General features: G+C 40.0%; 5 protein-coding genes and 2 pseudogenes. 1 reads left to right on the top strand and 6 read right to left on the bottom strand.

What is annotated here, in order from left to right:
- Positions 1-180 precede the first annotated feature (180 nt).
- Positions 181-390, top strand: a complete 210-nt coding sequence (locus V7K61_RS23530) for a WYL domain-containing protein (protein WP_335056984.1) — start codon at positions 181-183, stop codon at positions 388-390.
- Positions 391-549: 159 nt separating this feature from the next.
- Here V7K61_RS23530 and V7K61_RS23525 read toward each other — a convergent pair whose 3' ends face one another.
- The 6 genes and pseudogenes from V7K61_RS23525 to V7K61_RS23500 form a co-directional block, all read right to left on the bottom strand.
- Positions 550-966, bottom strand: coding sequence for a hypothetical protein (locus tag V7K61_RS23525; protein ID WP_335056982.1), 417 nt, complete (start codon positions 964-966; stop codon positions 550-552).
- Positions 930-1,157 (bottom strand): hypothetical protein, encoded by a 228-nt coding sequence (locus tag V7K61_RS23520; RefSeq protein WP_335056980.1) that lies wholly within the window; start codon positions 1,155-1,157, stop codon positions 930-932. The genes V7K61_RS23525 and V7K61_RS23520 overlap by 37 nt, the downstream gene beginning before the upstream one ends.
- Positions 1,158-1,238: 81 nt before the next feature.
- A pseudogene (locus V7K61_RS23515) lies at positions 1,239-2,322 on the bottom strand (IS5 family transposase); the annotation flags it as partial.
- Positions 2,323-2,476: 154 nt separating this feature from the next.
- Complete coding sequence (locus V7K61_RS23510; RefSeq protein ID WP_335056978.1) at positions 2,477-8,359, bottom strand: trifunctional serine/threonine-protein kinase/ATP-binding protein/sensor histidine kinase; 5,883 nt, start codon at positions 8,357-8,359, stop codon at positions 2,477-2,479.
- Between the two features lie 917 nt (positions 8,360-9,276).
- The gene (locus tag V7K61_RS23505; RefSeq protein ID WP_335056976.1) at positions 9,277-9,567 is read right to left on the bottom strand and encodes a hypothetical protein; all 291 of its coding nucleotides are present in this window, start codon (positions 9,565-9,567) and stop codon (positions 9,277-9,279) included.
- Between the two features lie 10 nt (positions 9,568-9,577).
- Positions 9,578-10,197 (bottom strand): annotated as a pseudogene (locus V7K61_RS23500) (hypothetical protein); the annotation flags it as partial.

Here is a 10,197-nt window from a genome sequence, read left to right as displayed (position 1 = left end):
TTTTACCCCAATTCTTCCGGCGAATCACACGTAAACTAAACCCGCTCTCGTCCCAAAACCATATCTGTAAACGCTCTGGTTGTTCTCGTGCTATTATTCAACCCTTAATTGAGATCATGGAGAATAGAAAAAACGTGTGACGGTACGTGTTGCTCCAGAGGCATAGCCTCAGTTACGCGTTTGCCGGATACTTTGCCCGAATACAACAAATATGACTCGCCCGATGCCGATGGCTGGACTCGCGTCTGGCTGAGGTTTGATATAGAGGAAGCAGCTTGTACTTATGTGCTGGGGTTTGGCGCACAGATGCAGGTAATTGAGCCATTAGAATTACGCGATCACGTTTTGCAAGCAGCAAAAGAGGCGATATTACTCTATGCTCAACAATGAACAGGTGCATTGCGTTTCGAGAACTGTGCGATCAGCCATTCAGGTATGGCTAACGCTTACCGCTTGAACAACACCGCTCAGTTCCCATCACCTTGACTCCTGCAAGCACCAGAAGCTACTGCCATAATTGCTAGGCGTATTCTGTTTTAATTGCTGATTTTAAAAGTCATTATCGGTAAAGGGAACTATGGATGGTAAAAACCTTTGAAAAGATGGATAAAATTGTAATCTAGCTGCATAATCATCTGTAAGTGATACTTCTAATTTAATTGTTTGCTGATTTTTTTCATCAAAGAGCAACTGGATTTGATAATTCGTCCAGAATTGGTCGCCTAGTTCATCTTCTAAATCAAAAAGTTTTTCTTCATCACCCCATATATTTGACCAAAGTCCGATCCTATTAGCTCGAAGATGATTTTGACCATTTGCATCTCCAATTACAAAATATGCTTCGACAGTCAAATTAAATGCCAAATCATCAACCTCTGTTTCTGTGATGTTGCAATTAACGAGGATTAAGGTATCTGGGTTAACGTTTATTACCTGCTCTTGGGTAAATATTGCTGTTCTACCCAATGATCTCGGTAAGCGTGAGGATAGAGATAACCCGCCCCATGCCCAAAACCTTTTTTATCCCGATTGGCATCTTTAAGATGAGTGGGAACGGGAGCAACATTTTCAATTTCTACTGCGGCTAAAGCATCAAAAAATCCCATAATGCTATTGGATTTTGGTGCAGTCGCTAAATAAAGTACTGCCTGCGCCAAATGATAACGTCCTTAGTCACAAGCTTGGTCGTACTCCTTCCCTATGGGATGCTGCCGCGCAGCTTAAGAAAAGAAGTGGGGTTGTGCTTTTAAGTCTCCTGACTCATTAAAATTATCCCAACTAATATGGTCTAAAAATACATATCCATCAAAATAACTAGCTGATAATTTTGCCCCAAATTCCACGGCTTTCCCAGCTTTTCCACGGACAATTGGACGGATATGTGGTTGGCTTAAACTAACGATTCGGTCATCAATACTCTGTTTTTTATTTTCATATAACCATAGTTGTTGACGATAAACTTCTACAACTACAAGCAACATTTTATATTGTCTAGTACTTAGTTTTTCTAGAGTTGCTCCTGTTCTGATTAGCTGGTCAATATGAGATAAGTTTCTTTTGATATATTGAAGCTGCTTTTTAATCGCTTTTTTCCTATCTTTTTGGGATACACGACGCTTTTTAGCGACTTCTAAGTAGTCAATTCTTGCTATTTCCCGATAAGTCCTTGGTTTTTTCTCTAATGTACCTTTTATCTGTTCATAAAGAAGGTCTATTATTCGTTCTGTCTGTTTTCTTACTTGGTTCAATAGCTCGAAATCTGTTGGATAGCTGATGTCTGCTGGCGCACAAGTCGCATCTAATATTAATTTTCCCCGATTTTTTGGCGTGTTATCTTCTTTTTCTAAATATAGCTGTTTTTTTTTGAGTTGATTCAGTTGATTCAGTTGATTCAGTTGCTAAAGTCGAAGATGTTGTCTCTAGTATCCTCTTAACAGTTTCTTGATTTACTTTGTTTACTAAGTCTGCACTAATTCTTTCACGAAAATGGACTAGCATAGATGCATCAAATGGAGCTTCATTAATATAAGATGACATCCCTATGAAGTACTGTAGATAAGGATTTTCCTTGATTTGCTCTACTGTCTCTCTATCACTTATTCCTAGTTTTTCTTTGATTATTAATACCCCTAATGCCATCCGAAATGACTTTGCTGGCGCTCCCATCTCTACAGAGAACCCGGATGAATATTCCTCTTCAAATTCTGCCCAGGGTATTAAATTCGCCAGAATAATCCAACGATTATCCGATGACAACTTGCCTGAGAACGGAAATTCAAAGTTCTCTGGTGAGATTGGATTTTGCCCCTGTTTTCGGTACATAGTTACAAACAGCAAATTTGTGTACTACTGGTCGCGGTTATGCAAGGATTTTGGGCTATTTTACCCTCAAGTCTTGCACCTGAATATACTTCTTTGGTCAGATAATCTATATCCTGTGAGCTTCTCTTTCTTTTTCAGCAACCCCTAATTAGATTTACTCTATAAATAGCCTTTCATTAATGGGAATATAAATTATAAATTCTGTTCCTGTTCCTGTTCCTAAAACAGAATTAACTTCAATTCTACCCCCATGTATTTCTTCCACAATTTGCTGGGCAATTGCTAGTCCTAATCCTGTGCCTTTTCCCACTCCTTTCGTAGTAAATAAATGGTCAAATATGCGTGCTTTGACATCTTCGTTTATTCCTGTACCATTATCAGAAATTGATATTTTTAAGGTATGATTTTCAATGATAGCTCTCACTATAATTTTATGTGGATTTAGCTTAAAATGCTCAAAGCTCTGACTTATACTTGACTCATCTAAAGCATCAATAGCATTAGCTAAGATATTCATAAATACCTGATTTAATTGTCCAGGAAAACACTCGATTGGCTGTAAATTTTCATATTCAGTTACAACTATAATTTCTGGACGTTGCTCATTAGCTTTGAGACGATGTTTGAGAATTAAAATTGTACTATCAATGCCTTCATTGATGTTAAATGGCACTTTATAATCTTTATCGCCCCGGGAGAAAGTTCTTAAGCTGGTGCTGATATTTTTTAATCGCTCAGAAGCGATAAGCATTGCGTCAACCATGTTTGGCATATCTTCTAAGCTATAGTCTAAGTCAATTTTTTCAGCATGGTCGAGAATTTCTACTTCTGGATTCGGTAGAGCTTTTTGATATAATTTTAGGTGTTCAGTGATATCAGCCAAGAGAGGTTTAGCTTGTTGGAGGCTAGTCGAAATAAAGCCGAGGGGATTGTTCATTTCGTGAGCTACTCCAGCAACTAAGTTACCTAGTGCAGACATTTTTTCATGTTGTATCATTTGCAGTTGGGCTTGTTGCAGTTCTTGCAGAGCATTTTCCAGTTCTTGAGATTTTTGCTTAACAGCAGCTTCACTAAGTTTGCGTTCACGAAGTGCAGCTTGCTGTTCGCTAATATCAATTAGAATTCCATCCCATACCATTTCACCATCCTCGCCGCGTTCTGGCTGAGAAGCAGCTTTTACCCACTTGATATTCCCATTGGGTGTAACAATGCGCCACTCATGCTGAAATGGGGTAAGATTTTGTGCTGACTCAACAACTGCCCGAAAGGCCTCTGCTCCATCGTCGGGATGTTCAAAATCACGCAGGCTACATTTCCCTGAGAGGAAATCTTCTGCTGGGACTTCGTAAAGAGTTTGACACCCAGAACTGACGTAGGGTACTGAAGCTGAACCATCGGCTTTAATTCGGATCTGATAAATCATGCCAGGAATATTATCTGCTAGTTTCTGAAAGCGGGCTTCACTGAGCCTTAATTTTTCTAGAGATTGTTCTAACTGTTGAGTATAAATTTGTGCATCTTGATAAAGACGGGCATTTTCTAGAGAAATGGCCGCTTGGGTACAAAGAAAATTGAGAATGAGGATGCGATCGCTTGTAAACACACTACTAGTAGAACGATTCTTTAAATACAAAATTCCAATTAAGCGTCCTTGATTGAGAATTGGCAAGCACAACAAACTTTTTGGTTGTCGTTGACTTAAATATTCATCAATTACAGGTAAATTGGTTTTGAGTTCGTCAATCATCACAATCTCTTCGGTGTTTTTGACGTACTGTATCAACTTAATTGGTAAGTTAGGGTTGCCCTCTAAAGGTTCGGCACAAAGTTCTGTGTTTTCGGGTGTAGCAATGGCTCTTACCAACCATTTTCCTTGAGTATTAGGTAGGATTAAGGCACAACGTTCGCCCCCAGAATGTTGCAGAATAATCTGTGTTAATCTGTGCAGTAGTTCGTCCAGTTGAATTGTGCCGGAAATGGCTTGGGAGGCTTTGAGGATAGCAGCAAAATCAAAGCTACTAATGTCAGTGCTAGAAGAACGACCCAAAAGAGTGGAATTATGAACCGAAAGCGGGTGACTAACGCTGCTCGATATGGTTTCCAGCATTTGCAGTGATTGTACTCTCTGCTGGAGAATAACGCGTAGTAAATCGGGATAGCGGTTTTCCAAATCCTCGGTTTTGGCTTTTGCGCCCCAACGAGCGTAACAGTAGTATGCCTCCTGCATATAGCCTGCTGCCACCTTCTGTTTGCCCCAACTTAGATAAAATTTAGCGGCCAGTTCATTGCTGAGTGCTTCATCTTGCACATAACCATGTGTTTTGGCTTGGGCAATAGCTAAATCGTAATGTTCCATCGCCTCAGTAAATTGACCAAGCACTCGATAGCGCTCTGCTGCTACAAGTTGCCAACGATGTTGATGATTGAATGGGGCATGAGTAGCCCAAATTTGTAGTTTTTCTTGATGGGCATTGATTCGCTCTAAAATGGCTGATTGTTCTTGGGCATTAACATCGGTGTAGCGTGCTAGATGAATTAAAGCATCATAAAAAACTCGGACAACTACGACGAAATAGCCAGTTACAGCATTACTATACTGTTCTGCTAAGGTTGCTTGTTGTGAGGCTGCTTCGTATTGTCCAAACAAACAACAGAGAACAGCTTGATTGAGATGAAGATAGAATAATCCCGTGCGATTGCTGGCAGCTTGGAAGCTGGGTAAGATTTGGGCGGCATTGAAGACTTTGCCCTCTAAACAATAGGGAACTTCCGCTTGTCCTAATAAATTGAGAATCGCTTGCTGGTAGCATTCATAATATTTTATCGTTGCTTCTTGTTTGACCTGGCTGATGACTTGCCGATGAGTCTCCATTTCCTGTGCCAAATCATTTAATTCTCGACCACTCCAATAGCTACACTGACTATATGACACTAAGTTCAATGCTACGCATACCCAATCTCCAGTTTCTAAGCCGCTCTGATAAGCTTCTAGTAAACATGGGATACTGTGATGTAAAGGTTCTTTCCAGTGCCGAATAAAGCTGTTGACAATAAAGTAAGCTCTGCTTTTAAAAGCGTTAATCTGGTGTTGTTCTAGTAACTTTAATGAAAGTTGTCCAAACTCATACCCAGCATCAATATCTCCGATAAAACCACAAAGAGTCACTCCATAGTCTGCATAGGAAAAAATGGCAATAGATGAATTGCCAAACTGGATAGCCATCTCCACTTGCTTGGATGTGAGTAATGGTAACAGTGTGGGTTTAGCAATGTACGCAGAGGAAACCAGTGTAGTCATTATTTGCATGGCTGCAAGTTGATGCGGATCGCTCATCGCAGGCAAATCCAGCAAACTTAGGGGTGCGCGCCCCATCCATAGTTGCCTTGTCTGTTGGACTGCTGCGCTAGTATCTGCCATCATTGGCTGTTCGGGAAATTCCACACCGAGTAATTTCAACACTTGCAAACCAGTCTCAATTACTTTGGCAAATTGACCTTGAGACCGGAATGCCGTCATTCGGGTTTCATAGACTTTGATAGTATCAAGCAAAGAACTAGCAGATTGCAACACAACCTCCCCCCATCCTGCCAGCTTGTCAAAGTCTGTATTGAGGCAGGCAGCTTCTAAACGCTCATTATGCAGATTCAGGGTTAATCTGTAATGTTCTGTCCAGGCATCAAAGGGCAGTAAGTCAATACCTTGGGTACAATATTTGACAGCAGCATTATAGGCGATCGCTGCTTTGGCTTTGCACCCCGCTAGCAAATTCAGTTGTGCCAACTCTAGTTTTTTGTCAAGCTGAGTTATCAAATCAATGCCTATATTCAAGTGATTGACAATTTCAAAGATATTGTCTAGTTGAGTTGCAGGCGTGTTAGTGTGCAATAATTGACCGATCGCCAAATGAGTAGCTTGTTTTTGGTCTTCGGGAATTAAATAATAAGCAGCTTGTTGGACGCGATCGTGCAGAAAGCGATAAGCAACATTTTCGATATTGTTAGTATTAACTTTTTGCTCATGGCTGAGATAAAATTTATAAACTTGATTTTGCGGTAAAATCAATCCTTCCTGCAAAGCCTTCCACAAAGCATCTGCCACCTCCTGTGACGACTGTTGTGAAACAATTGCTAAAGTAGTTAAATCAAAAGAGTTACCAATACAAGCAGCTAACTTCAGGATATTTTGCGTTTGCTGGGGCAATTTTTGTAACTGAGTAGCCATAAATTCCACCACATCATCAGTCACACATAGCGCATTGACTTGAGCAAAATCGCATTCCCAGTAACCTTGCTCGTGATTAAATTTAATTTGTTTATCTTCGTATAAAGCCTTGAGAAACTGCGTGGTAAAAAAGGGATTGCCTTTAGTTTTGCGATTGATTAATTCTGTTAGAGGGCGCGATATCTGTGTCGTACAATGTAAAGTATCAGCCACTAACTGATTAGTATCATGCAAGTCAAGGGGGGCAAGAGTAATAATATTAACAGTCTTGCCAGCCTTCTTGAGTTCTTCCACCTTCAACATAAATGGATGTGCGGCTGACATTTCATTATCTCGATAAGCACCTAACAAAAGAAGATATTTTTGATTTTCCATCAGCAGTTTAATTAACTGTTGCGAAGCTAAATCTGCCCACTGTAAATCATCCAGAAACATTACCAGTGGATGTTCCCTTGTGGTGAAGACAGCAATAAACTTTTGAAAGAGTAAATTAAACCGATTTTGTACCGCCGTTCCCGATAGTTCTGGTGCAAGTGGTTGTTTACCAATTACCTGTTCTAATTCTGGAATTACTTCAATCAAAACTTGCCCGTTCTCTCCAAGAACTTGAAGAATTTGATTGCGCCATTGTACCAATTGTGCATCTGATTCTGACAACAATTGCGCCATTAAGTCGCGTAAAGCTTGCACAAAGGCGGATAAGGGAATATTACGATTGAATTGGTCAAACTTACCTTTGATAAAATAACCCTTCTGACGGGTAATTGGTTTGTGAACTTCATTCACGACAGCAGTTTTCCCAATCCCCGAAAATCCCGCTACTAGCACGATTTCTGATGTGCCGTGAGCCACACGCTCAAATGCTTGTAATAAGCTAGCTACTTCTGCTTTTCTGCCATATAACTTTTCCGGGATGAGGAAGCGAGCGCAGACATCCGACTGACCAATTTCAAAATCTCTAATTTCTCCTGTATCTTGGATTTGGGCTAAACAAAGTTCTAAATCATGCTTTAATCCCAAAGCACTTTGATATCTATCTTCGGCGTTTTTTGCCATTAACTTCATGACAATATTCCATAAGACTTTTGGTATTTCTTTGCTTCTGGCTTCTAGCTGCGATGGCATTTTTGCCAGATGACAATGTACCAATTCCATCGGGTCATCACAATTAAATGGTAACTTTCCAGTTAATATTTCATAGAATGTTACACCCAGAGAATAATAATCGCTGCGGTAGTCGATGCCACGGTTCATCCTGCCTGTTTGTTCTGGGGAAATATAGGCGAGAGTTCCTTCTAAAACATTTGGATTTTTAATTTCTTGGGTTTCTTTAGGTAATAATGAAGCAATACTAAAGTCAATGAGTTGAATTTGTCTTGTATGGGGATAAATCAGAATATTTGCTGGTTTAATATCTTTATGAATAATGTGACTTTCGTGTAACTCGTGGATAATACGGACTAGTTGAATAGCAATATTTAAAACTTCTATTAAGGATAAACTTGAGTTTTTAATGTATTCTCTTAAAGAAATTTCTCCGATATCTGCCATCACCAAAATATACCTATTGCCATAGGTTTCTAGCGATAACGGATGAATAATTCCAGCAATGTTGAGATTTTTACTGATTGTATACTGATGGCGAAATTGTAGTAATTCGTTAAAGCTGGGATACTCTAAGGTCAGAAGTTTAATAACGACTGGAAGTTGGTCTGATTGGCGGATAGCTCGATATACGTTGGTTCTGGAGCCAGCGTACAGTTGAGAGTTAATTTGATATCCTGGAATGATGGGGATAGAGTTCACAGTCGCCATCTCTACATACCTTATGACAGAATTTTGTTTTCCTTACTGACATTAGTATTCCCATCAACTTGATGTTGTATAACGCTATCGAGAGGAATTGATGGTTGTTTTCGGGAAAACCAATACTTTTTGGTCAGAAGCAAATCATAGCCGCAATGAATTAACTCAAATTATTCAGGGAGGTGGAGAGTGAAAAAGGAGTACGATTCTCCCTATCAGTAATTCATGCGCTCGACGACAATGGGCGTTTACACCGAGAGCAAAGACGCAAAATAGTCCCTCATAACAATTCGCTGCTTTTCCCAATTCGCAATGCCAGAAATTTATACCAAGTTGAAGTCAAAAATATTAACTTCAGTAGATCGAAAAGATTTCTAGAAGCCTTACCAATTGCTCATTTGAGCCAGTGTATAGAATTCGCTGGAATCCTCTTATAATCTGCTGTTCGAGTAATTCTGTTGTCAATTAACTCTGCTGCGATGGCGTACCCGCCCGCCGTAGGCGATCACAAATTAACGCTTGTGTTAGTCCCAAACCATCGGCTAAAATCCTTATTATTCCGCCAACTTACCAAAGTTTTCGATCTACTGAAAGTCGCTACAGCAGTAGCCGTGCATTGTTAATTTTAGTTTGAACGATAATATTTCTTCATAAGATTGTCAGGCTTACAAAATAGATTACAAGATATCAGTTACAGTCGCAAAGGGCTATCTTGTTGGGAGTAGGGGTTGGTTGTAGTGTTAAGAAAATTAAATTTTAGTGCATCAAATAGGACAACATCTTCTTCCTTCCCTACATCCCACACGCTATACCGTATACCCTTTCATCAAGGAAGACCAGGAATTTACGCAAAACAAGCGTGTCATTCCACTTACCACCCTTAAGGCTAATTCCCCTTCTTTCCCGTTGCCAACTTCCTTTGACGGTTACAAATCAAAATCAAGGCTGAATGTTTCTCCTGAAGAATCTTCTTCTTTCTCCTCTGCAAATGGAGTTGAAGTCCAAGAGGTGAGTTGGTTTGACTCAGTATTAATCGGTGTGTCAGCTAAAAGTTGTGCAGGTAATCCAGCCTTGATGAAAACAAAATAGCAATCAACTATAAAGTAAAGGGTGTCCAGGTAACTTTTATCTAGTTTTTGCGATTCTGCAAATATGCGCTCTCGGTAATTATCTTTGAGGCGAACTTTTTCCGGTGCTAAGTCTTTTTTATCTGCCATTGTTATAACTTTACTTAAAAGATGTAGTAGTTGGGTTCTTACTGTTAATGGTTTTTGCCATCTCTAAAAGCCCAGAGACATTGGCTTCCACCGGATTGTCCAGGATTTTGAAGCCGTTTTTCTCCAACAGCTTCTTAAATCCTGGTAAGAGGCAGCCTCCACCAATCGCCCAGATTTCATCCCCCTGGTGCTTGGCATCCAATGTGAGATTCACCACTTTCTTCAAGTATTTTTCATACCAATCTTTTAAAGAAGCACTGTATATATCTTTAATATCGATGTCACGGCTATATCGGGTATGCCCCATTTCCAGACAAAATCGGATTTTGGAAGCATCCCCGATTTTCCCCCCATTTAGATGTTTCATTTTTTGGGAGATATCATCGATGAGAACTTCTACACCGATGGGGTAAGCAGTGTGAACTTCTCGCTGACCCCGGTTATAACGAGAATACAGGGTCGTACCATTGCCAAAGTCTAAAATGGTTAATTTTTTGGGTAGTGGATGCCCAAACAATGCACCCATACCCTCTAGTACAACTTTCAGCACTTCTACTTTCACGTCTGATTGTTTGCCAGCAAGTATTGGCTGATATTCTCCATTGAGTACTTTTTGTAATTCGTCAGCCA

Source organism: Nostoc sp., from assembly GCF_036918015.1.
Lineage (GTDB): Bacteria > Cyanobacteriota > Cyanobacteriia > Cyanobacteriales > Nostocaceae > Nostoc.
The sequence above is the reverse complement of the archived record's forward strand: the minus strand, read 5'-3'. Positions and strand labels throughout refer to the sequence as shown.